Annotated in this window: 22 protein-coding genes; 5 read left to right on the forward strand and 17 right to left on the reverse strand. The window is 51.8% G+C overall.

Going from position 1 to position 23,365, the window contains the following annotated elements; translation table 11 throughout:
* Position 1: 1 nt before the first annotated feature.
* From DDY07_RS08475 to DDY07_RS08515, 9 genes are all read right to left on the reverse strand, one after another.
* Positions 2 to 1,114: an MSMEG_0568 family radical SAM protein gene (locus tag DDY07_RS08475; RefSeq protein ID WP_171695572.1), complete on the reverse strand. Its 1,113-nt coding sequence runs from the start codon at positions 1,112 to 1,114 to the stop codon at positions 2 to 4.
* Positions 1,092 to 2,081 carry a Nit6803 family nitrilase gene (locus tag DDY07_RS08480; RefSeq protein ID WP_253734666.1) on the reverse strand — a complete coding sequence of 330 codons (990 nt, stop codon included), beginning with the start codon at positions 2,079 to 2,081 and terminating at the stop codon, positions 1,092 to 1,094. The genes DDY07_RS08475 and DDY07_RS08480 overlap by 23 nt, the downstream gene beginning before the upstream one ends.
* Positions 2,082 to 2,157: 76 nt before the next feature.
* Entirely contained in the window at positions 2,158 to 2,640 is a 483-nt protein-coding gene (locus DDY07_RS08485) for an MSMEG_0572/Sll0783 family nitrogen starvation response protein (protein WP_171695574.1), read from the reverse strand.
* A gap of 605 nt (positions 2,641 to 3,245) precedes the next feature.
* Entirely contained in the window at positions 3,246 to 3,593 is a 348-nt protein-coding gene (locus DDY07_RS08490) for a hypothetical protein (RefSeq protein WP_171695575.1), read from the reverse strand.
* Positions 3,594 to 3,612: 19 nt separating this feature from the next.
* Positions 3,613 to 4,569, reverse strand: a complete 957-nt coding sequence (locus DDY07_RS08495) for a hypothetical protein (protein WP_171695576.1) — start codon at positions 4,567 to 4,569, stop codon at positions 3,613 to 3,615.
* 40 nt (positions 4,570 to 4,609) lie between these two features.
* Positions 4,610 to 6,778: a patatin-like phospholipase family protein gene (locus DDY07_RS08500; protein ID WP_171695577.1), complete on the reverse strand. Its 2,169-nt coding sequence runs from the start codon at positions 6,776 to 6,778 to the stop codon at positions 4,610 to 4,612.
* Between the two features lie 114 nt (positions 6,779 to 6,892).
* Positions 6,893 to 7,771: an SUMF1/EgtB/PvdO family nonheme iron enzyme gene (locus tag DDY07_RS08505; RefSeq protein WP_171695578.1), complete on the reverse strand. Its 879-nt coding sequence runs from the start codon at positions 7,769 to 7,771 to the stop codon at positions 6,893 to 6,895.
* A 49-nt stretch (positions 7,772 to 7,820) separates the two neighbouring features.
* Positions 7,821 to 8,669, reverse strand: a complete 849-nt coding sequence (locus tag DDY07_RS08510) for a hypothetical protein (protein WP_171695579.1) — start codon at positions 8,667 to 8,669, stop codon at positions 7,821 to 7,823.
* 42 nt (positions 8,670 to 8,711) lie between these two features.
* Positions 8,712 to 9,887 (reverse strand): hypothetical protein, encoded by a 1,176-nt coding sequence (locus tag DDY07_RS08515; RefSeq protein WP_171695580.1) that lies wholly within the window; start codon positions 9,885 to 9,887, stop codon positions 8,712 to 8,714.
* 201 nt (positions 9,888 to 10,088) lie between these two features.
* On the opposite strand from DDY07_RS08515, the gene DDY07_RS08520 reads away from it, so the two are divergent.
* A complete protein-coding gene (locus DDY07_RS08520; RefSeq protein ID WP_171695581.1) occupies positions 10,089 to 11,819 on the forward strand; it encodes an alpha/beta hydrolase in 1,731 nt (576 codons plus the stop codon).
* Between the two features lie 766 nt (positions 11,820 to 12,585).
* Here the strand turns inward: DDY07_RS08520 and DDY07_RS08525 are convergent.
* Positions 12,586 to 14,145 carry a sulfatase-like hydrolase/transferase gene (locus DDY07_RS08525; RefSeq protein WP_253734442.1) on the reverse strand — a complete coding sequence of 520 codons (1,560 nt, stop codon included), beginning with the start codon at positions 14,143 to 14,145 and terminating at the stop codon, positions 12,586 to 12,588.
* 257 nt (positions 14,146 to 14,402) lie between these two features.
* Here DDY07_RS08525 and DDY07_RS08530 point away from each other — a divergent pair, with 257 nt between their 5' ends.
* From DDY07_RS08530 to DDY07_RS08540, 3 genes are all read left to right on the forward strand, one after another.
* Positions 14,403 to 15,509 carry a CDP-alcohol phosphatidyltransferase family protein gene (locus tag DDY07_RS08530; protein WP_171695583.1) on the forward strand — a complete coding sequence of 369 codons (1,107 nt, stop codon included), beginning with the start codon at positions 14,403 to 14,405 and terminating at the stop codon, positions 15,507 to 15,509.
* Positions 15,509 to 16,492, forward strand: a complete 984-nt coding sequence (locus tag DDY07_RS08535) for a lysylphosphatidylglycerol synthase transmembrane domain-containing protein (protein ID WP_171695584.1) — start codon at positions 15,509 to 15,511, stop codon at positions 16,490 to 16,492. Before DDY07_RS08530 ends, DDY07_RS08535 begins: the two co-directional genes overlap by 1 nt.
* 186 nt (positions 16,493 to 16,678) lie before the next feature.
* Positions 16,679 to 17,368 (forward strand): lectin, encoded by a 690-nt coding sequence (locus tag DDY07_RS08540; RefSeq protein WP_171695585.1) that lies wholly within the window; start codon positions 16,679 to 16,681, stop codon positions 17,366 to 17,368.
* A gap of 118 nt (positions 17,369 to 17,486) precedes the next feature.
* Here the strand turns inward: DDY07_RS08540 and DDY07_RS08545 are convergent, their stop codons facing one another.
* Positions 17,487 to 18,146 (reverse strand): hypothetical protein, encoded by a 660-nt coding sequence (locus DDY07_RS08545; RefSeq protein WP_033156369.1) that lies wholly within the window; start codon positions 18,144 to 18,146, stop codon positions 17,487 to 17,489.
* Between the two features lie 78 nt (positions 18,147 to 18,224).
* Positions 18,225 to 18,755, reverse strand: coding sequence for a transposase (locus DDY07_RS08550; RefSeq protein ID WP_033156370.1), 531 nt, complete (start codon positions 18,753 to 18,755; stop codon positions 18,225 to 18,227).
* A gap of 271 nt (positions 18,756 to 19,026) precedes the next feature.
* Between DDY07_RS08550 and DDY07_RS08555 the strand changes: the two genes are divergently transcribed.
* The gene (locus DDY07_RS08555; RefSeq protein WP_171695586.1) at positions 19,027 to 19,224 is read left to right on the forward strand and encodes a DUF6316 family protein; all 198 of its coding nucleotides are present in this window, start codon (positions 19,027 to 19,029) and stop codon (positions 19,222 to 19,224) included.
* Positions 19,225 to 19,228: 4 nt separating this feature from the next.
* Here DDY07_RS08555 and DDY07_RS08560 read toward each other — a convergent pair whose 3' ends face one another.
* The 5 genes from DDY07_RS08560 to ribA all read right to left on the reverse strand — a co-directional run bounded on the left by DDY07_RS08560 (position 19,229) and on the right by ribA (position 23,293).
* Positions 19,229 to 20,329, reverse strand: a complete 1,101-nt coding sequence (locus tag DDY07_RS08560) for a glycosyltransferase family 4 protein (protein ID WP_171695587.1) — start codon at positions 20,327 to 20,329, stop codon at positions 19,229 to 19,231.
* Positions 20,330 to 20,342: 13 nt separating this feature from the next.
* Positions 20,343 to 20,720 (reverse strand): 6-carboxytetrahydropterin synthase, encoded by a 378-nt coding sequence (locus DDY07_RS08565; RefSeq protein ID WP_171695588.1) that lies wholly within the window; start codon positions 20,718 to 20,720, stop codon positions 20,343 to 20,345.
* A 185-nt stretch (positions 20,721 to 20,905) separates the two neighbouring features.
* Entirely contained in the window at positions 20,906 to 21,946 is a 1,041-nt protein-coding gene (locus tag DDY07_RS08570; RefSeq protein WP_171695589.1) for a zinc-binding dehydrogenase, read from the reverse strand.
* Positions 21,943 to 22,659, reverse strand: a complete 717-nt coding sequence (locus tag DDY07_RS08575; RefSeq protein ID WP_171695590.1) for a RibD family protein — start codon at positions 22,657 to 22,659, stop codon at positions 21,943 to 21,945. The genes DDY07_RS08570 and DDY07_RS08575 overlap by 4 nt, the downstream gene beginning before the upstream one ends.
* Positions 22,637 to 23,293: a GTP cyclohydrolase II gene (gene ribA, locus DDY07_RS08580; RefSeq protein WP_171695591.1), complete on the reverse strand. Its 657-nt coding sequence runs from the start codon at positions 23,291 to 23,293 to the stop codon at positions 22,637 to 22,639. The genes DDY07_RS08575 and ribA overlap by 23 nt, the downstream gene beginning before the upstream one ends.
* Positions 23,294 to 23,365: the final 72 nt, after the last annotated feature.

Here is a 23,365-nt window from a genome sequence, read left to right on the forward strand (position 1 = left end):
CTCACACCTCATAACTGGCCAGTGCCGAGCAGGCGGCGCACTTGGCGCAACCGGCTTTCATGTCTTGGGATAGCAAGTTTGCCTGCTTTAGCATCGTCCCCAATTGCGGCAGGATTTTCGCCATAAAGCCTGGCGTCGGCGCCGGATGGTTTGCCAAGGGCGTGCCGGTAATGGGTACGAATGGCACGACGAAGGGGTAAACGCCTTTGGCTATCAACCGTTCGGAGACCGACAAAATCGCTTCCGGCGTGTCGCCCAAACCCACCAGGATGTAGGTACTCACCTGGCCACGACCGAACACTGCAACCGCGGCGTCGAAGGCATCCATGTAACGTTCCATAGCAACACCGGCCTTGCCGGGCATGATGCGGGCACGAACTTCGGGTGTAACCGCTTCCAGATGCATGCCCAAACTGTCTAATCCGGCGGCTTTCATGCGTTCGAACCAGATGTCGTCGTCCGGCGGCTCGCATTGGCCTTGAATGGGTAGATCGACTACCGCTTTAACGGCTTCAGCACTTTCGCAGAGCAGTGCCGCGCCCCTATCCGTTAGATTCGGCGTGCCGGTGGTCATGACCATGTGCTTGACCTGATCCAGTTCCACCGCTGCTTTTGCTACCTCGGCCAGTTGTTCAGGCGTTTTGCGCAAAATGGTTTTGCCAGCTGCCAATGACTCACCGATGGCGCAGAACTGGCAGGATGTCTTGCGGTTACTGTAACGGATACAGGATTGCAGCAGCGTGGTCGCCAACACATCCGCCGAATGCAGTGTGGCGATTTGCGAATACGGAATGCCGTCGGCAGTCTGCAAATCGTAAAAACGGGGTTGGCGTGGAAATTCAATGTGGCTGACTACTACGCCGTCGCGGCGAATCGAGCTGATGCCGTGTGCATCCGGCCGGCTGGCGACGAACGGCGACTCACAAGCCGAGACCGTGGCAATCGGTATCATCACGGTTCGCCCAGCCAAATTTATGGCTTTGTGATCGGAAGGACCGGCGCCGCCACGGCGACCGGTTACGCCAACTTCGCAGCCTTCCAGGCGTAAGCCTAAGGATTGCAGATCGGCGATCAGCTCTGCCAGGCCGACGTTAGTTTGTATTGATAGCGTCATCGCGGTCGCTCTCTTGGATGGGTTGAGATGAAACGGCTGGTCGTTCGCTGAACATCGGTGCCGCCGGGCTGTCGTCGATGCGCAGGCTGAGCAGTTCAGGCCGGGCGTAATGGCCGACTGAATCCATCATGCGCTTACGCTTGGTGATTAAATTCATATCAAGATCGGCGATCAATATGCCTTCGCCTTCACGCAAGGGTTCTACTACATGCTGACCTTCCGGCGAAATGATGGCGGTGCAGCAACCGCCGCGCAGGGCTTTCTGCAAGCTAGGGTCAGTAGTCACGGCGTCAATTTGCTCGTCACTGAGCCAGCCGGTGGCGTTGATGACAAAGCAGCCGGATTCCAAGGCGTGATGGCGGATCGTTACTTCAATTTGCTCGGCAAAGATGGGGCCAACCAAGGAGCCCGGAAACTGGCTGCAATGAATTTGTTCGTGCTGGGCCATCAACGCATAGCGGGCCAACGGGTTGTAATGTTCCCAGCAAGCCAAGGCGCCGATGCGGCCGATGCCGGTTTCCACGACCTTCAAACCAGAGGCATCACCCTGACCCCAGATCATACGTTCGTGATACGTCGGGGTAATCTTACGGCGTTTCAGCGCCAGACGGCCGGTTTCGTCGAATATCAGTTGCGTGTTGTACAAGCTGCCGTGGTCGCGCTCGTTAATCCCCAACACCACCACAATGCCGTGCGCCTTGGCTTGCGCCGCGACCGCGTCGGTGATTGGTCCCGGTACCGTCGGCGCGTAATCGTAAAGCTTCAAGTGCTCGCGGCCCTGGGTTACCGGCGGCAATACGAAGGAAAAATACGGGTAATAAGGCACAAAGGTTTCCGGGAATACCACGATTTGTGCGCCTTTCGCGGAGGCGTCGCTGATGGCTTGGCAAACCTTGTCGCCGGTGGCGGTGGCGGATTCGAACACCGGCGCGATCTGTACGGCGGCGGCTCTGACGATAGTGGGCATAGTCAAAACAAAATCTCCTGCTGCGAGTCAAAAAAGCCCGAACCTGGGTTCGGGCGAGTGCTGATGGCTGGAGGATTTACAGTGTCCAAGTATCCATAATGAAAGCGTTGTCGCGCTGATGGATCAGCACAATGTCTAACACGTCTAATGGGCTGATCGGTCTAATGCCCGGCAACAAGCTGGGTTCGCCATGACCGTATAAAGCTTGCAAGGCAAAGCGGCACGCATAGACTTTGCCGCCTTCTTCGATAAATTTGCCGATTTGATTAGCGTAGTTTTGGTGGCCGGGGAAAGATTCGTCGCCCAAACGCGGAAAGCCGCGTTGCAGCCCCAATGTCACACCCGGACCATACAGCAAGATGGAGGTTTCGAAGCCTTTGCGTTGCAAACGGGTAGCTTGCAACAAATTGACGAAACCTATCGATCCTTCAAATGCGACGGTGTGAAATTTGACCAAGGCCTTCTGGCCTGGCTCGGCTTTGACGTCTTCAAATACTTTTTCTTCGAAATCGACAAAACAATCGCCTTTTTGATGGGCCGGTACGGTGACTGCGGGCATGAAATTCTCCTGAATGTTAGTAAAAAATGTCCCGCATCGGAGGGATGGATGCAGGGAGGTATTCTGTTCGTCAACCGTTACCTGATCGACGGTGAATACTTTACTAACCCGGGGAAAAGCGAAACAGATTCAGTTTATCGCTTAATTATTAAGTACAGATTTAGCTAAAAGTGATCTGTATGGCTTGAAAATACGCACAACTGTTATGGTCAAATGTTGTCTGATCGGCATAGCTGTTGAACCTACCAATAAGTTCCTGCAGGCTTATTACCGATGTTGTTTACAAAACATAGAGGAAAATTGAAGGGCTTATTCCTTCTGATCAAGAGAGTTTTGTCCGCTTTGTATCTTAATGCAGCCAATTGACAACAAAGGCTGAGCGTCGAGTAGGGGTCGGTTGGGCTCAGTGACGAAAGACCGCTTTCAGGAATCGGAATTCATTGGCAGCTTTCCGGCGATGAGTCTGAAGAGCGGACGGTCGCCGAGCGACCCAAACCCGCCACTCAACCACAAACAAACTCTATGTCTGCTTAGCTGCAGATAGCTGCCAAACCCCTTACAGGTTTGGCAGACTTATATTGATGCCTATCTATCTTGCAGTTTTTCTAAACAAAAAACTTCGCCGCCAGTTTTAGAGCTTCCTCTATGCCGTTGGCTACCTTGGTGGCTATTTTCACGGAATGAACGATTTGCTCGATATTTTCTTTTACTTGCTTCAAGCGCACGATGGTGTTTTCAGCAAGCTGCTTCAACTCTAGGTATTCATCCGATCTACTTTTTATGTCCTCCTGATTCAGTTCGGTCAGAATGTGATAACAGGCGTCGGCTAGTGCGGTGATTTTATCGCCTGTAGCTTCATCTGCTGTCGACCAGTAGGCTTCGCGTAGTGCACCATGTAGATTGAAAATTGCGGTGTATAACGCTTGTTGTTCGTTTTCAGTATCGGTGGTCATCAGTGTCTCCTATCTGTTGTTATTTTTTCAAAGACTTATAACGGGCGCTCACTCGCTCGGCTTCGCTTTTCAGCAAACCAATCAAGCTATCCAATTCAGGTGCGTCATCATCGTAGGCTGTCAGCAATTTGCCGTGGGCAGCACGCAGGGTGCCCAGTGATTTATAAATACGTTCCAAGGTGTGATCGGCTTGTTCCTGGTCTTTGACTAAGTCTAACCAAGCTACCACTTCAGCGCGTTGTTCAACACTTGAAAAGCCGTTGGTTGTAGTTTTACCGGGCTTGGATTGACGGGAAATCCAAATGAAACGGTCTGCTAGGCGCTTATCGTAAGCTGCATATAATTGACTACGTAAACCACTCACCTCACGTTTGGCGCCAATATCTTTCTGCAATAAGGTCGTAATACGGGCAATTGAGGCATCGGCGTCACGGATGATCACTTTAGTTTCTTTAGTGCGTTTGTAGTCGATAAACAGTCTGGCAATTTCATTGATGCCGGTTGCCAATATACCGACATCGTTTTTGGTTAAGGGGCTACTTACCCCCAACAGATTTTGTAAGTCGGAGCTACTGGATAGACTGTTTAATGCGGCAGCAAACTTATCCACCTCGGCATCCAGATTTTGTTGCGGCGTGTCGCCCATAATTTCCGCCAGCAACCCGGCGTAATCGGCAAGGACACGCAGAACCGCCGCGCGAGCTTCGTATTGGTCATTGTCCAGAAATGGTTTTGAAACTGCCTTTGGGTCGACTTTGCCGCCCTGGCTGATAATGCCAACCGCCTCATCGGTAGCGGTTGCAATGTAAGCCTGATTAACCTGTTTAAACGCATCGGCGACATTTTCGGAAACATCGGTAGTAGCCGTCGCAAATGCTGAAATGCGTTGCGCGGTGTTGGGCGGGGTACAAGCCGCCAAGCACATAATCGCGGAAAATGCCCACACCGCAGATTTTGAAAAAGTTGGTTTTCGCATAGTCCTATCCTTTTAAAGTAGTTTGATCAAAACCCTGGCCTCAGTTAGCTTTAGCATCGTAGGAAATCTTGTGTTGAGTTTGCTTAGCCAACTCAGCATCGAAGGCCACTGGATCGTTGATTAATTTCATAGCCGCATTCATATGCCAGCGGCCCAATTCGCGGTAGGCGCCGTAACGTTTGGCATCGGAGTTGGCGGTCATGCCGGCGGTCGAATCCTGCGGGAATTTCCCCAAGCCATGATGCTCTTTATCGGTCGGATCGTAAGAATCGGCGATATAAGCCGCCACTTCGCATAAACCGGGGTTGTTTGTTTCATCACAAACGCCCTGCTTCACCAAGCCATCCTCGTTACATAATTCAGGTTCTCGGTTTTTGTCACACCTTTGTACTTTCACCTGTTTACGCTCTACATCGACATACTGTGTTTTGATTTCATCCAGATTAATGGCCGGTTTCAACAAAAACACTTTGGCGTCTATCTCACTATCCTGACTAGTGTCGCAAGTATTGCCGGTGCCTTTACGAATACAGCCGACCAGCACTTTATGCTGCCAGTCATAAATCGAATAATGTCCGCTGGTTGCAGGTCCATTCACATTGCGTACCTTATCGCCTGGAGTATTGGCTGACTCGCCAACCAAGTTCAAACAATGATTTTCCAGGCCTTCCAAGCCTGGGATGATTAATTTTCGCGCGTCGTTAGGGTCTATTAAGCCCGACTTATCAACCTTGGCACCATATAAATTTCTTATCCTTATTTCGTTATGCAACAAGCACACATCCTCAAGATCGCCTTTTTCATCTTCGGCGCTATCGGCAATAAAAATATTCTTCATGCCGGCTTCAATCAGGCTGAATGCGCCCAAGTTGTCATTATTGCCGCCATCCATCAAATGCACGTATGACGAACGGGTTTTATCCTCGGTTTGCCCACCCAAAATGCGTAAAGCACCATCGGTATAATACAAAGGAAACGGCAGTGTATTGTGCAGATAGCGCCAGCCTTCGGCGACATTTGGATTATCTATATCTTTCCCCCAATCCTGGCCGGCCAAGTGTAGAAAAATTGCCGAGAAAAATCTTAAACCCCACTTTTGCGAGAATACCGATTCATTGGCGTCGGCAAATGCAGCGGAGGCGGTAACGGCGTCCAACAAATCCAAGTCGAAGCGGGCATCGCTCCCGGAATCTTTCATCTGAAAATCGCCGTATAAGCCAGTTCTAACCCCATAGGGCGACATTTGCATGGTGTACTGAGTAAAATCGCGCTGTCCGGGCAAAGACCAACCCAAGAAGCTACGTTTCCTGCTGGCAGTAGCGTTGATAAACCAGGTTGGGTATTTAATGTCTTTGGCTGAATTCAGCGTGTTTTCTAATTGTTGAAACGTCAGTTGACGGGCTTCTTTAGCTCGATCATTTGCTTGGCAATGCAGGAAATAGCAAGGTTGTTTATCGTCGGCAACGTCGTTGATGTCATCAATATCTTCCTCAAGATTTACGAATATGCTGTTTGTCGGATACCAGGCATAACTGCTCCAAATCCCCTCTTGATAGGCATGCCGGGTGCGAGACAAATTCACCGGCCAGTCGAATACCGTGCGGGCAATAAAATTGGGCACAAAAATGGCGGCCGTTTCAGCAACCAGTTTCAAGCCGGTAGCAATCTCATTGTCATCCTCTTTACCGTCCATGCCTGGCTTGCAATCGCTTTGCAGAACATCTTGCCGGCAGCGAAGATACTGCTGGAATTTGAACTGCTCTTTTTGCTGTTGAGTGGCAAGGTTGCAAAAAGGCCTAGTTTGGTTGGCATAACCTGGCAATACTTGGCTGTAATGCTCCGGCATGCAATCGGCAAAATAGTCCGTGATTTGCGGATTGCCAGGGTCTTGATCATGCAACATCAACTTGCTGTACAAAAACAACGAGGCGTAGCTGCCGCCGGAGACGCTAGAGATGGCGTCGAATTGGCTCAGGCCTTTGCCGCCATTGCTTTGCACGGCAGCCGCCAACACCCCCATTGCGTAAGACGCCGCCTTGGTGCCGCCGCCGGAAAAGGCCAAGCCGATCTTTTGGGGGTTGCCTGCGGTTTGCTGAGGGCCTAACAACTTTTCGGCGGGAAATTCCGGCGGCGTGACGGATTGATTCGCGCAGGCGCTGAGCAGCAAGGCCACGGCAATGCTCAAGACGGACGGGGTGATGGGCTTCATGCAAAAAACCTCAAAAGTGTGGTACGCCCAGCGTTTGGCTTAAAGGGCGTGGGTAGTAAAAAAAATCCGGCGCTAACGCGCCGGACGGTAAAGGGAAAAGCATAAAGCGTAAAGTTAAGGGTCCTGGGCGAGACGGAAGCCGAGGTAGTGAAGGCGGTAGTTGGCGTAGTACCCGTCGCGGTACGACGAACGTTGGTAGCTCGGTCCGCTATCACGGGAACCGCCGCGTAACACACGCAGGGAACAGTCGCCGTCATAGCACGAACTGGTCCACTCACTAACATTACCACTCATGTCGAACAAGCCCCAGGCGTTGGGTTGCTTTTGCCCAACCGTGTGAGTGCTTCTACCCGAATTTTCATCATACCAAGCTACCGTGCCAATACTATCGGAGCCACAGTACTCGTGGCTGCTACCGGCCTGACAGGCGGCATACCATTCGTCCTCGGTCGGTAAGCGGTGGCGTTTACCGGTCTGTTGATTTAAGCGCTGGATGAATTGCTGGACATCGTCCCAACCGACTTGTTCCACCGGGCAGTTGTTGCCGCAGGTACTGAAGTAAGATGGATTGTTGCCCATGATTTTTTGCCATTGGCCTTGGGTGACTTCGTATTTGCCCATCAAGATGCCGTTGGGCAGTTTGACCATTTCAATGCCCCTATCGTCGGCTTTGCCCAGCTGTTTGAGCATGGCTTGAACTTGCTCGCTGTAAGGACCATTTGCACCGTATTGCGCCAGATAGGCTTCCAGTACCGGTTTGGCTTGCTCGAGTTTTTGTTGTTGAAACAGGCTAAGGCCGTACAGAAAACCGAACGATTGCGGCAACGGGCTGTGTTGGCTTTGCAGTTGTTCCAGATAGCGCTCGGCTTGGGCGTAGTTTTTAGCGGCCAGGGCTTGCGTGGCCTGGGTGGCGAGTTGTTCGGCGCTGCCGGCGTGGGCGTTACTGGCAAGCAGACTGCCGGCCAAGAGGAAGATAATCAGTCTGTTAGGCATAGTGATGCGCATCCATGTTGAAAATAAAACGGGGTAAAGATTAAAACCCTTAATCGCGCTTGCCACTGCCGGGGTTGGGCGGGGGCGGCTGGTTGGGGTCAATCGGGTTGGTTTGTTTGAGCGTGTCTTTACCGAACTCGCTGAGTTGTTTGGGTAAGCTAGGCTCAGGCGATGCTTGTAGGGTAGTGGCGCGGCAAACGGCAAGGTTGCCTTTTACTTCGCATTGGCAATCGGCATCAGCGGCGGGCAACTGGGCGCGGGCGGCGTTGCAGGCTTGATCAGCACTGTTGCCGGCGCTGGTGGCTGTTACGGTTTGCAGCGGGGCGTTTGAGGCAGCTGCGCCGTTGGTTTTGGCGGCAAATTCGCTGTCTTTAAAGGCCTTGGCCGGTTCCTTGGCGTTAGCCGGTAAGGCGGCGATAGCGATGCGGCATTGAAAGCCGACTGTGTCGGTCATGGGTTCGCATTGGCAATCCCCGCCATTGTTGGCAGCGACTTGGGCGCGGGTACAGGCACTGGCTTCGGTTTCGCCGTTGGCGGTGGCGTAAATTTGAGCGCCCTGTTGTTTATAGCTGCCGTATGGGTCTGGGAAAGGTACTTTGGAATTAACACTGCGGCCCCAGATTTTATATTGGCCAGTGCCTTCGCAAGTCCACCAGTTGTGTTTAGCCTGCAGGTTAAGCGCAATGCCAACGCCGCAGTTCCAATCGCCATTGCTCATTTGCAGGCAATAGCGGGCGTCCATCGGTGCATCGCAACGGTTGCTAAAGTTGATGCGAATTCCATTGGGTTTGGTACATTCCTTGCCCTGGATGATTTCGTCGACCACGAAGCAGGCATCGGGGTCGGCGGCGTAGAGCTTAGGCGTAAACAAATATAAGATTAAAATCAGATAGCGCATTGCGGTATTTCCCCGGGTGAATAGCCAAGTTTTATAAAACGCTTATTGCAGTTTTTTACAAATAGCGATCCCTTGGGTAATTTCGGCTTTCCAGGATTTGCCGTCTTTGCAGGCTATGGCTTGTTCATAACCTTCAAACTTGATTCGGTCAAAACGCCATCCGTCATCGCCATTGCATAGCTCATTGGCATAATGGTCACGCACCCTTTTTGCCCAACTGATGGCGCCAGATTTTTCAAATTCACAATCTTTCCATTGGCCGGCGACAGCGACTTCTTTGAAGATATACTCGGGCTTTTTGTTACTATTTTTTTGCCCTGCGAGATTGTCACTGCCGGCGTCAGCGGCGGCTTTAGTGCTGGCTTGGCCAGGCAAACCTTTGATGTTGGCCTGATAAGAAGCCGGGCTTTCACGACAAGCTTTGTCAATCTCGGTTGTTTGGGAGCCGACGGCGCTGAATTGGAAGTTGTTCCAGTATGCCGGGTCCGGTTTGATGATCGAATACTTAACCGCATCTCCGGGTTTGAGAATGTCGCAATTGGCATTCATTAACGAGCCATCGTAGTTTTTTTGTTTTATGCAGGCCTCTATCGTAAAACTGCATTGATTCTGCACGGCTGCCACCGGCGAGAAGCCGGGTTGGTTATCTATGCTGGGCACAGCGCATCCGCCGACATTGGTGATACAGCTATTTCCGGCAGCGACGGCTTTACGCCCAACCAGTTGGTCGGCAAATTGATTGAGTATCTCGTCTACCGTAGGGGCTTTTGCCGCCGGTTGAGCGATGGCCACTGCTTGGCCAACTTGAGTAACAGCGGTTTGGGATTGGGCTTGCAGTTGTTTGGCCTCCTGTTGTAACTCTGCTTGTCTGCGTTGATTTTCCAGTTCCATTTCCGCCAGCATTTGTTGGCGGTCGGCTTCGGATTTTTTGTACATGGCCTCGGCTTCGCTAATGGTGACTGTTGATTCGTTGACTTGACCGTTGGCCGGTAGCGGTACTTCAACGGTCGCTATGACATGACAGGATTCGCGACCGCGTCGATCGACAGTACAATCTTCTATGGTTTCCGTCATTTGGCGGACTTTACGTTTTGCCGCTTTGCCCGGCTTGATGGTTTTGTATACCGCACCATCAGGCGTTTCAGCCACAGCGGGTTGGATGAGTTGCGCTACTGCGGCCAAAATAAACAGTAAGCGACGGGCAGGCTTTGCGGGCATTTAAGTACTCCATGACGATTGCCGAAAAAAACCGGCGGGATACTAACATGAGGAATGCTGAATCTGCGAATAACTAAGGTGAGTTAAAGCATTGGAAGATCAATCTGTTTTGGAAGTCAGCCAATTTTGACTTCTTGCGGTTTTTTGCCGCCACTGATTAAAATCGTTATATCCCTGAAACGATTGATTACAAGGAAGACTATGCCAACCCCTATTGAACCTAAATCACTGACCCGCTATGCCTCCTCCAGAAAGCTGGTGGTGCTGCTGCATGCATTTACCAATAGCGCCGATAGTATGAAATACGTCAGGGCCGTGGTTACTGAAAGTTATGGCATCAGTGTCGCGGATATTTTTATACCTGAGCTGCCGCTCGCGACATGGTCCTGTGCCAACCCGCTGGCGGTTTGCAATCAACTTCTTGAGCAAATCGATGTCTTGTGGGCCGAGCGCATCGAGAAATATCACAGCCCATACGAGAGCATCATGTTTGTCGGCCATAGCTTTGGGGCGTTGTTGTGCCGGAAATTGTATGTCTACGCCTGCGGGGAAACTGCTTTAGCCCCGTTTGAACCGGGCATTAGACTAAAAACACTACGTCCATGGGCCGGCAGCGTTGAGCGGATTATTCTGCTGGCCGGTATGAATCGCGGCTGGAGCATTTCGCATCATATGTCGCTGAGCAAGGCTTTCTATTTCAGTTTAGGGGTCGGCTTCGGTGGTGTATGGCAAGCCTTAACACGCAAAAAGCCGGCAATCATGCACATCCATCGTGGCGCACCGTTTATCACCAATCTGCGTATTCAGTGGCTGAGCATGCGATATAACGCGAAACACAAAGGTGTCGGCAACGCTTTGACGGTGCAGTTATTGGGCTCTATCGACGATATGGTTAGCCCGGAAGATAATATCGATTTGGTCAGCGGTAGTGATTTTGTTTATCTGGATGTGGCTAAAACAGGGCATGGCAACATCATAGATATGGATGAAAAACCGGATGCGCAAGACCGTAGGCGAAAATTCCGCGCGGCTCTGTTGAAGGATGAACAAACCTTAAAGCAGGAATATAACCAGTTGCCACGTGACGAAAGTTTGCTTGTTTCGCGTGACAAGGTCACCGACTTGATTTTTGTTATCCATGGCATCCGCGATCCTGGTTACTGGACACACAAAATCGCTCGTCGTGTTAAGCAGCTTGGCAAAGATCACCATAAAACATTCGAAACCGAGACCTCCAGCTATGGCTATTTCCCCATGCTGTCTTTTCTATTCCCGTGGCGGCGTCGTGAGAAAGTGGAATGGTTGATGGATCAATATACCGAGGGTTTGGCGCAATACCCCAACGCTGAGTTCTCTTATGTCGGCCATAGTCACGGAACATACTTACTAACCAAAGCATTGAAAGAATACCCGTGCTGCCGCTTCAAGCAGGTGGTGTTGGCCGGTAGCGTGGTAAGAACAGATTACGCATGGGAAGCCTTGCTAAAGCAGGGACGGGTAGGAAAGGTTTTGAACTACGTTGCCTCTGGCGACTGGGTGGTGGCTTGGTTTCCAAATGCCATGCAGATGTTGAATTGGCAAGATTTGGGTGGCGCAGGCCATAGGGGGTTTGAATCCGACCAAGTCAATCAAATCCGCTATGCCAAAGGTGCGCACAGTGCTGCCTTGCACGAGGATAATTGGGATGAAATTGCCAAGTTTGTGATTACCGGTAAAACAGATGGGCTACCCGCAACTATCAAGGTAGGTAAACAGTCGTTTTGGGTTAGCGCGGTCAGCAAAGTGGCCCCGCTGCTGTGGTTGGGCGTAATCTATTTGCTCTATCTGATTGGGCGCGAATTTTGGCCTGATTTGAGTGCAGAGCAATGGCGGAGTTTGGTGTTTAGCGGATTGTATGTGGCTGGTATTTTGTTGGTCTTGACTAAGGTTTGAAGATGGTTACAGCATTTATTAAGGACTTACAGTAAGGCAACTCCTATTGGTTAAGTCGAATCTGAAAATCTTGAACTTCAATCGGCAGTCTGCTTTTGCATCCTTAGCCGTCTTTTAAGTAATTGAGGATTTGAGTTTGCGATTGATCGGTTATGGCCGAACTTGCTCTATTAGAATGTTCGGCTTGAAATGTTTCTGTATTAGTGGCGCAAAATCCGGAGTTTTCCCTTCTCGTGGCACCCGATCTAGGTTTGGACGCTGGGACAGGCGGGAAGCTTAGGAAGGACGATGAAGCCAGTTTATAGGCGGCAAAGTGCGGTGGGTATAGCTTGCAAGAGCTTTAAGTGACATATGTTGGTGCTTTTTATTATCGAGTGCCAATCATCTAATCGGCTTGCGTATTATCCAGAATGAAGGTACACAATGCGATCAACAATTTATTCTCTAGCTGGCCTGTGCAGAAAATCCGAACCGTGTTTTTCGCCTGACCTTGCTAGCCTGAGGCAAAGGCGTCAACGTATATCCAACAATTGCTAGCACTACCCCACGGAGTATCTGGCATTGCGGTAAAGCCCTGAATCCTGGCGGGCCGAAGAAAGTATCTACAAGCAGTTGCCAAAATGGAGCTGCTGCCTTTTCTGCAGTAGTGAATACCTCTTGGGGGTAAAGCCTTGAGCGGATAACGGGTGGCACCAGCAGGCCCAGACCAAAAACTCTACCTCAGTGCAACAACGCCAAAACCTTGCACAAAACCAGGAACCAAAATTTATCGGGAAAACGCCGCGATAAACCGCTCCCGTAACTTATCCATCCCCAACACGGGCGCATCGCTGGCCGGCAGCATACCGTCCGTCCATTGCCAATCCTTTATTGCATCCATCACCTTGCTATCGCGACTAATCAAATGCACCAGCACATCGTGGCTATCCGATTCGCCGGTCACAAACGGTGCCGGTTGGTGGTCGCCCAGCACCAGCAGTACCAGGTTATCGTCACCATAGTTAATCGCGTAGGAGACGATATTAGCCAGCGCATATTCGATGGATTTTCGATATTGTTCGCGGATGCGCTCGGTGTTCTGCCAAACCACTTCCGGGGTATCGCCGATGCGGGCTTGATTGAAAATGCTGCCGTCGCCGACCTGGTCCCAGTTCACCAATTCCGGCAACGGCGTCCACGGCGCATGCGACGAAATCAAGGCCAGTTCGGCCATCAACGGTTGCCGGGCGCCGGGTCTGCGCTCCAAGACTTGCAGAGCCGAGAGCGTGTATTGGTCAGGCATGGTGATCCAGTTGAAGGTTTGGCCTTTGTAGCCCAAATCCTGTGCGGCATAGATGCGGTCGTAACCAAAGTATTCGCCTTGATGCCAGGCCATCGTATGTGCAGGTTGTACGGCCACGGTGCGCCAACCCGCCCTGTGGAACAGGCGATTCAACGACGGGCGCTGGCTCATCACCAAACGGTCGTAGCGGGTCTGGCTATTGATCCATAATCCCGACATCAAGGTGCCATGCGCCAGCCAGCTGATGCCGCCGTACGTCGGCGAGGTCAGGTAAGCGCTACGCGCCGACAAACCGTTTGCGGCCAGATCGACGCTGCTTTGCTGTAGTAATGGCCGGATATGCGCAGCGTAGTCTGTTCGATCCAGCACGGTTCGACCATACGATTCGATGAACACCACCAGCACATCCTTGCCTTTCAATTTCTCGAACAATGCGTTGTCCGGCACGGCGGCATAAGGGTCACTATCGACGACATTGTTGAAACTTTCCAGATCGGCCATGCCGCTACGGATGGTGGCAATGTGCTGGGCCATTAGGTCGTAAAACGGTTTGCTCGCGTATGACCAATCCGCGAAGGCGGAAGCGCTCCACACCAAAAGGCCGGCTACTATGCCTGTGCCGCTAATTTGCGCCGAACTTTGCAACAGCGTTTGTACCCGGCGCAGCAAGGTGTTGGTCAGCCAAAAAATACTCAGCAACAAGGCGATGAGCAAACCGGCGACGACGATGGCGCCAATTTGGCCAATGGCGCCTTGCAGTAGATTCATGCCGTCCGCCGGAAAGCGGGAATCGAGTACCGGGTTGAACGGCCGGTCGAAAACCTGGTACGCCGCCAGGTCGGCCATTTTAAAGATGATCCCCGTCGCCAGCAGCCCGGCGGCGCCTAGTCGAATCAGAAAGCCTACCCGGCCAGATACCAGCAGTGCCAGGCCAAGCAATAGCGCTTCCAACGGCAGGTAAGCAAAAGCCTCCAACGAGATCGCGCTCAGGCGATTGGGAATAAGCAACGCCGTCAATACATAAATCACCGCGAAACCATTCAAACCGGTTGCGAGGTGAGCTGTCCGGTGGAAATTGAAAATCCTGTTATCGCCTAGCATCTATATCCCCGCAAGACGGTTAAATTTGGCCGGCAAAACCGTTGCCGATAAAGTGAGTTTAAGTTTGCTGAGGCGGGCATGCTAGACCGGATGTGATGTTGAGTGTTTAAGGTTGACAGTGCTTGTTAGCAAAAATAACGCCAAACTGGCACGGCATCTGCTTGCGCTTATCGGTCAATCCGACTCAATAACAGACACACATGCAACGAACCGAGAATGCCACCTTAAATTTCCTGCAGCAGGAATTGGGCGTAATCGCCCAATTGGGCTTGGGCGTGTTGCTGATCGGTTTTGGTGTATTCAGCGTTGCGGAAGATTGGCAGCTTGCCGGCCTCTGGCTGTTTCGCGCCAGTCTAATCTGGGCTTATGTCTGCCTATGCGCGTGGCGGCGATTACCATTAAACCGCGCCAGTTTGGACGCGCCACTTTACGGCAGACTCGGCTGGGGCAATCGTTTAACCCTCTTGCGCGGCGGATTCATCGCGCTGACCGGCGGCTTTTTGTTTATGCAGCAAACGCTTGCTGCTTATCTTTGCTTGCCGGCGCTGTTTTACACGCTGGCGGCTATCCTCGATAGGTTGGACGGCTTCGCGGCTCGCCGCAGCGGACAGGTCAGCCTGTTGGGTAATGAATTGGATATTACCTTTGATGCGCTGGGATTGGTGATCGTACCGCTATTGGCAATCGGTTTGGGCAAACTGCATAGCTCTTATTTGCTGTTGAGCGTGGCTTACTATGTTTATCGCTGGGGCTTGCAGCGCCGTAGTTTACTGGGCTTGCCCTTATACGACTTGCCGGGCAATCCTTTGCGTCGGACTTTGGCGGGCTTTCAAATGGCTTTCGTTGCCGTAGCGCTCTGGCCGCTGCTTGATCCCGAGTTGACCGCTATCGCCGGTATTGCCTTTATGCTGCCGGTGCTGTTCGGATTTACGGCGGATTGGTGGGTGGTGTGCGGTCGGTTAACGCCACAGGCCTATCAGCGGTTGGCAAATTGGAGCGCGCAGTATTTTCAGCCAGGGCTGAGATTATTAGTGCCGTTGCTGCTGGTTTTGCTGATACCGGATGCCATCGACACCGAGAGCAAACTGCTGGTGCTAGGCGCTGCGATGGTTTTGCTTGGTCTGGCCGGGCGTTTGGGAGCCTTGATCGTGATCGTCTCCTTGGGTTGGCATTATCCGCACGATAGCAACCCAGTTGTGTCTTATGGTTTGATCTTCGCTGCCAGCTGGATTTTGCTGCTGGGCACCGGCCGTTATAGTCTGTGGCGATGCGGCGACGAATGGCTTCAACGCTACGACGGGGCCTGATGAACTGGTTTAAAGCGCATCCGGTTTTATTGTGGTTGCCGGCATTGCTGCTGGCCGGAGAGGTATTCAGTCAATTGCCTCTTGCCGCTATCACCTTGACTATTCGCACACTTTCTTTCAACCAATGGCTAGGCTGGATAATGCTGAATCTGCTTATTATCTTAATGGCGGCCCAGCGTTGGTGGGTGCTGAGTGATTTGCTGAAATTGCCGGTCGGCGTTGGTCAGTTATTGCTGATTCGCCAAGCCGGCCAAGCCGTCAGTTTCATCACGCCCGGCCCGCAGTTCGGCGGCGAGCCTTTGCAGATTTTCTGGTTGTACAAGCGCTGCCATTTGCCGCTGCACGGGGCGTTGCTGAGTTTGGGCCTGGATAGGTTTTACGAGTTGTGGATCAACTTCAGCATCCTGGTCTTGGCGGTGCTGCTGCTGTTGATTTCGCAGGCCGGCGCTGCCGCCAACTGGCGAGAAATCCTGCTGAGTCTGACCGCTATCTTGCTGACCTTGTCCCTATTTGGCTGGTTTATTTTAAAGCAGCCGGAACGGATATTGGCTTGGCTAAAGCGCCTGGCCCGGCGTTGGCAGCATCATCCGCGCCTACAAAACATCGAAACACATTGGCAGCGTTTGGGTAGCGACTTAAAGGCTGCTGTCGCGGCAGGTAAGCCTGCGTTATGCAAAGCCTTTCTATTATCTCTGTGTGGCTGGGCTGGTTTGCTATTGGAGTTATGGCTGCTGCTCGGCGTATTCGATTTTACCCTGGATTTGTCGGCGTTTCTGGTGGTGTTGGTGGCGATGCGCATGTCATTTTTGTTACCGCTGCCGGGCGGCGTTGGATCGTTGGAAGCAGCGCTGTTTTGGGCGTTTCACTATTTGAGTTGGCCCGTCGAGGCAGCCATTGGCTTGATTGCGTTAATGCGTCTGCGCGACGCGATTATGCTCATCGGCGGTCTGGGTTGTTTGCGCGCGTTACAGGCAAGACGGTAGCACAAGTGCTTGTCTGAAGGCAGGGTATCAGCAAACCCTGTCTGTATCGCAACAGCTGGCGGGCATTAACTCTGTTCAACAACGGAATTTCCTGGCAATTAAATACGGCACGATTACTGCTGTTTTGGGAGCGGGAACCTTCCTCAAGGCATCCGTTTTGATAACCCATAACCAGAGAGAAAATGCATGAAAAAAACTAGCTTTGTTGCCGGCCTGCTCGTTCTGAGCGCCAACACTGCCTTCGCTCAACAAGCCCCCGGCGACGCCCCCAAACCGCCGCTAGGCTTTTTCGTTACCAGTGTTGGCTCCGGCAAAGGCGCGGATTTGGGCGGCTTGGCGGGCGCGGATGCACATTGCCAAAAACTGGCGAGTGACGTCGGTGCTGGCAACCGTACCTGGCGCGCCTATTTGAGCACCCAGGCCACGGCCGACCAACCCGCCGTCAACGCTCGCGACCGGATCGGCAACGGCCCCTGGGCCAATGCTAACGGCGCGATCGTTGCCAACGATGTTGCCCATCTGCATGGCGATACCGTGGAGTTAGGTCAATTGGGCAACAACGTGCATCGCACCACCAACCTCACCGAAAAAGGCGCGCAAATCAATGGCGTCGGCGCTACCCCTAACCAGCACGACCTGATTACCGGCTCCAAACCGGATGGCCGCGCCTACACCGATGCCGCCGACCACACCTGTAAAAACTACACCAGTAGCGGCGAAGGCAGCGTTCGCGTCGGCCACTCAGACCGCACCAACCGCGGCGCCACCGGCGGCAATGTCTCCTGGAACTCCACTCACGACAGCAAGGGCTGCAGCCAGGAAAACCTGGTCAGCACCGGCGGCGCGGGTTATTTTTATTGCTTTGCGGCGGATTAAGTTGGTTTGAGAGGGTGGGCTGACGAAAGGAAGCCCATCCGTGGCGAGTGATGCGATTCACTTCGTTCTGTCTTCATGTTGAGTTTCGCATTTCTCCACCCTGCCCTGATAAGTCAAATTAATGAGTTAGTACCCAAAAAATGTTTCTTATAATCACCCATGAAAACAACACAAAACCTATTGCATAAAAAGCAGTGCAGATATATCTGAAATAACGGTATTCTATATTCAAATAGTCGTATAACGACCAGAACTGATCTTCCTCTGCCTTAGGGTTTTGATTTTTGCTACTGTCATTAAATCCAATACGCCGCTTTAAATCTTCGTAATCTTTAGAGCTTTCTAACTCCTTAGCACGAATATTATTTAGATGAAGCTTATATTTTTCTGTCATATACCTAGATAGATGATGTATGTTTCTCCTTGATCCAGTGTACTCGCCATAATCTTTGAAATCTTTTATTAACTCGGGAGCTAAAACTAGAAAAATAACATTACCGATAACAAAGCATAATGACGAATAAAAGAACACCTCCCAGGAGAATGGTAGCTCTATCACAAATTCGTACACACTACCGTCGATAGTTATTTTTATGGATTCATTTATTTTCGACAATAACTTTGCCACAAGTGGAACAACAAATAACCATACGTACGTTGAACTTATTATCTTGCTGTTTTGTATAGCGCGAAGTTTATCCCAATTCGTGAACTTCTTAGCCCACAAGGACATTTCTTGAATTTGGCTACTATATTTTTGAATATTTATATTTGTCATTGTCTTTCCAATTTTCTTTTAGCGGTAGGATGGGTAGAGCGCCAGCGAAACCCATCAGGTAAAAATTCATAAATATTCTTATTCCAAATTTAAATCATTTTCCAATCCCATTACTCCGCCCCAATCAACCGGAATAATCCCTCGCTTAACATACTGATGAAACGATGAATAAGGCCAATCCGCGACAGTTGTGACGTGACCATGTTTTACTGGATTGAAATGAATGTAATCCACATGTCTGGCAAAGTCGTTATCATCCTTTATTCGGTGCTCCCAAAATCGTCTTTGCCAGATTCCTCTTTCATTTTTACGAATACGGCTATGGGAAATTTTCTCACCAATTTCAATATGCCTGGAAAATTCTGATTTGATTTGTCGCCAGCGCAAACTGAAATCATCTTCACCATCGGGTAATATCCAAATGGCGTGCAGATGTTCCGGCAACACTACAATCGCTTCCATTGTAAATGGATGTTTTTGTTTAACCATACGGAAGGATTCTCGCAAAATCTCAATATGATCCGTCAGTAGTGTTTGGCTTCTATCCGCCAGATTTACCGTAAAAAAGTAAGTGCCACCCTGGACACGATGGCGACGGTATTCAGTCATTTTTTTCAGCGTAAGTTGAAGTTAGCGATGGGTTTCGCTTCGCTCTACCCATCCTACGAAGCCCATTGAGTTTAGCCCTAGCTTAGTCCTGTGAGCCATCCCGCCAAATTGTTTACCATACACCCGAGCAACAGTATCAGTATCTCCAGCAACAATTTTTCTCTAATCCGGTGTAATAAGGCCAGGCTTGGCAAGACTTATAAACATGGCATAAATAGTGATACGACATTATCGGCATCACGCCTGTTTAATTCTTGAGAGTGAGTGATCTATGTTTCGCACCGAACGATTTTTGTCCGTGGTTAATCCTAACACTGGGCTGCCCGCCTGGTATTTTTTGACTCGGGAAGGCCGTAAAGGGCCGTTTTCCTCTAAAATCAATGCTCAGGTGGCGCTGCACCACTACATCGATAGTTGTGCCCGACAGGGACTCGCCAGCCGGCGCACGCGGTTGTTGGCCAATGGCTGAGCGTTTATCCGCTTTGCCAAGTCGTGACTTGACCGGATAAAAAAGCGCGGATTTTGGCGCAACTTGCCTCCCATCCGGGATGGCCGGCGTAGGCTTGCAAGGCGTTGGCGCCCAATCGAGCCAGCAGCCGCCGATCATGATGCAAGGTCTTTAACAAATTGCCTAAGGCGGCATGATCTTCGGGTTCGATCAAATAGCCGTTTTCACCTTCGCGAATAATCTCCCAAGCCGCCCCCGCCGTGGTGCCGATCACCGGCAAGCCGAATTGCTGGGCTTCGACATAGACAATGCCGTAACTTTCGTAAGCGGACGGCATGACTAATAAATGATGTTGCCGGTATAAATCGGCCAAGGCTTCATCTTGCACGGAGCCGAGCAAGGACACGTTTCGCGTCAATCCGGCATCTTGAATCAGGGTTTTAATCTGCGCGACATAGCCCGGCTCCATATCCATTCGCCCGGCCACGCTGAGCTGATAGTCCTGTGCAGGCAGTTGGCTAAGGGCTTTGAGCAACACATGCAAACCCTTGCGGCGGATGACGTTGCCCACCAGCAATATCCTCAGCGGTCCTGGCTCCAGCGCGCGGTTTAACACGGCTGTGTGATCGATGTTTACGCCCGCAAAATTATCGCCGGCCGGCACCGCAATACAGTGCGGAGGTAATTCGCCGGCCAGTAGCTGTCGGATTTGGCTTAGCGTGGTCCGGCTGTTGGCGATGATGCCGTCCACAGCTTGCAAATAACGGCGCTCGATAAGCCGGTACAGCCAGCGGCTATACCAAGGTGCTTGGTCGATGCTGGCTAGCAGATGCACCAGGGCAATTAGCGGGATGTCGAGTTGTTTACTGATGCGCCGATTCAAATAAAACACGGCCGGATGCGCCATGGCGTCTTGAATCAGAATATCCGGCTTGGCTGCGGCGATTTTCTCCAGCAAATCGCCGGTAATATTTTCCGCCAACAGCCGCCAATAATTACGCGGTGGCAAGCTGATGATGTTGACCTGATCACCTTGGCTTTGCAGGTAAGATACCAACTTGCGGTTATACAAATAACCGCCGCTGACGCTATTCATGTCGCCAACGACCAGCAAGCCAATGTGCATGATGTTTGCCGGTTTAGAACGCCAAACGGTAAGCCGCCCAGCAGGTGGCATTTTCCCAGAGTTTTACCCGTAGCCTACCGGTGCCGGGCGGATTGACAGCCGCCGCGATTTTTTCGCAGATGATCCGGCTGAAGTGCTCGATGCTGGGATTTAAACCGGCAAACTCCGGCTTGTCGTTGAGCATTTGGTCGCGGAAGTCGGCGACGATTTCATCCAAGGCGGCTTCGATGGCAACGATGTCCACCAGGTAGCCGTGCTGGTCCAGTTCCTCGCCATCGATACGCACTTCCGCGATGTAATGGTGGGCGTGGGGTTGGTTTTCGCTGCCCCAGTCGCCGCCGATTAAATAATGGTTGGCGATAAAGTCTCGGCTGACGGCTACGCTGTACATGTTGGTTTTCCTTGGGTTTTGGTGGTTATTTTGTTACGGGCGGCCAATGCGAATGTATTGTTCCTTCTCTGGTACTAACATGTCATTTAGGCGAAGGTTAGACTAGGGTTTACCCCCCTCACCCCAGCCCTCTCCCGCGCGGAGAGGGGGCTAAATTCACGGCGATTGGCTAAAGCTATGGTCTATTAATAAATAAAAACGGCTTGTAAGACTTGTTCCGGCGCTTGATCCAGCAGCTGGTAAATGTCTGCGGCTTGCTCGATGGGAATGCGATGGCTGATCAGCGCTTGCGGCTTCACTCGTCGAATCATCTGCCAAGCCTGCTGGAAACGCCGGGCTTTGTCCCAGCGCCCGGTCAATTCCGGCGCAATGCTGCTGACTTGGCTGCTGATGAATTTGATTCGATTGCGATGGGCCACCCCGCCCAGTTGCACGGAGGCGGATTTGCTGCCGTACCAACTGCCGATCACGATACGTCCGGAATAGCTGCATAACTCGATAGCCAAATTCAATGCCGCCGGCGAACCACTGACTTCAAAGATCAAATCGCAGCCGGAATGTGGGGTTGCCGACAAATCGACCGGCAAGCGCAAAGCGTCTTTCAATTTCGCTATGTGGCTTTCTGACTTTGGATCGAAAGCTTGCTGCACCCCCAGCCACTCAGCGTAATTGCGGCGTTTGCCGATTTCATCCAAAGCCAGCAATTGCGCCAAGGGAAAACGGGCCAGTACGCTGGATAGCAATAAGCCGACGATGCCTTGCCCTAATACAACCACCCGTTCGCCTAAAGCCGGATTGCCGTCCAATACCAGATTGACTGCAGTTTCCATGTTAGCTAAAAACACCGCCGCCTCCGGTTCGACATCATCCGGCAAGGCGATCAGTTGATCTGGTGTAGCGATAAAATGACTGGCATGCGGCTGAAACGAAAACACGCGCTTATTTAACCAAGCCGCATCGACGCCATCGCCGATTTGTTCGACGCGGCCGACACAGGCGTAACCATATTGCAAGGGATAAGCGGCTTGCTGCTGCAAAGCCGTCAATGAAGCATCCAGTGTAATATCTGTCGGCAATTGTCCCCGATAAACCAGCATCTCGGTGCCGGCGCTGATCGCGGAGCAAAGACTCTTTACCAGCATTTGCCCAAACTCTAGCGGCGGCAAACGCTGTTCACGGATTTCGACGTGACCAGGATGGGTAAACCAGAGCTGACGAGCTTTCACGCTAAAGCCGGCTCCCGATAATGCAGATTGCCCCACATGATCAAATCCTGTCCCAACATCTGCGAATGTAGCGGTCTAATTTGCGGCAGCTGGCTTTTGCAATCTAAATCAAGATTGCCAACGCCCTTGTAGCCACCGACCAAAGTCGGCGCAATGGTCAACACCAATGCATCGGCCAGTTGCGCTTTTAAAAACGCGGTTATTACCTGACTGCCGCCTTCCACCATCAGCGTTCGAATGCCTTTTTCCCAAAGCCGTTGCAGCGCTTCTGACAAATCGACACGGCCGTCGTCATCGCCTTCCAGCGTGATGATTTCGGCGTTGCCGTCGAATTCGCTATCGTCTTTTAAGCGGGTCAACACCCAGCAGTTTTTATCGGCGCGTTGGCAGAGGCGGGCCGTGGGCGGCATCCGCAGCTGGCTATCCAGCACGATGGGTTGCGGATTGTCGCCACGCCATTCGCGCACCGTTAATTGCGGGTCGTCGGTCAGCACCGTGCCGATACCGACCAGGATGCCGTCGTGCAGGCTGCGTAGTTGATGAGTCAGGCGCCGCGATTCGTTACCGCTCAAACCCAGGGTTTCGCCGGCGCGCGTAGTGATGCTGCCGTCCCAGCTTTGTGCATAACTCAGCGTGACAAACGGCCGTCTGGCTGAGTCGGAAAACGCTTGTTGGGCGGTCAGCCAGCGCTCAATCTGCTGGTTCACAATCATGCGCGGTTCTCACGCTTACCCAGGTCGCGGCAGGTTTGATTTTTAATAAGTGGTCCATGCGCCGGACTTTGGTCAGCAAATAGCCTTCGTTGTCCGCATTAACCGTGGCTTCCAGCGGAAAACGGGCGTTGATCCGGATGCCTTCATTTTCCAAAGCTTGAATCTTTAACGGGTTGTTGGTCATCAGGCGTATCGATTTGACGCCTAGTTCTTCCAGGATACGGGCCGCCAACGAATAATCTCTCTCGTCGGCACCGTGGCCCAACAACAGATTGGCATCCACCGTGTCGTAGCCCTGGTCTTGCAGGTTGTAGGCGCGCATTTTTTGCAACAGGCCGATGCCGCGTCCTTCCTGACGCAGATAAACCAAAACGCCGGCACCCTGGCCGGCGATCAATTGCAAGGAGCGGTCCAGTTGTTCGCCGCAGTCGCAACGTCTGGAACCCAGTACATCGCCGGTAAAACATTCGGAGTGGATGCGCACCAAGACATTGTCGGCATCGCTGACGCTACCCATCACAAACGCCAGATGTTCTTTGTTATCCAGGGTGTTGCTGTAATAGCAGAGTTGAAAGTCGCCATACGCCGTGGGAATTCGGGTGCTGGCGAGTCGGGAAACGGTAGATTTGGACATGGTGTTCGATAAATGCTTAATTCCTTTCAATAGTCAATTTATGTGCCATTTTTCAAGTCGTTGTTTGCGCAA

Origin of the sequence: Methylomonas sp. ZR1, assembly GCF_013141865.1 — a bacterium.
Taxonomy (GTDB): domain Bacteria; phylum Pseudomonadota; class Gammaproteobacteria; order Methylococcales; family Methylomonadaceae; genus Methylomonas.